This window comes from Gemmiger formicilis, from assembly GCF_016901605.1.
GTDB lineage: Bacteria > Bacillota > Clostridia > Oscillospirales > Ruminococcaceae > Gemmiger > Gemmiger formicilis_B.
Map to the genome: position 1 here is coordinate 1 of NZ_JACJKP010000567.1, position 314 is coordinate 314.

1 pseudogene is annotated in these 314 nt (G+C 51.6%); it reads right to left on the reverse strand.

The window, feature by feature from the left end:
- Positions 1-314, reverse strand: a pseudogene (locus H6B10_RS15960) (hypothetical protein); the annotation flags it as partial.

A 314-nucleotide genomic window follows, 5' to 3' on the forward strand; every position in this document is an offset into this window, starting at 1 on the left:
TCGGCACCATCGAGGTAAATGCCGTTGGGGAGATCACCGCAGGTAGTGCATAGTTAGGCAGGCAGGATATCTTGTCCTGTTCCAGCCAGGTATCAAACACGTTGGAGCGGTGTTGGGCAATCAAATCCTTTACCTTCCCCTGTATCTTCACGACATAGGGGTAAGGTGACTGCTCCAACTCGGAGAGCTGATCTTCGCTCATGGTGCCGATCACCCGGTCAATGTACTCATCCAGTTCCCGGTCATTGACGCAGTTCATCTTGGACAGCTTTTGCTTGATAATACCCTTACACAGCGAGAGCCGTTTTTCCGAG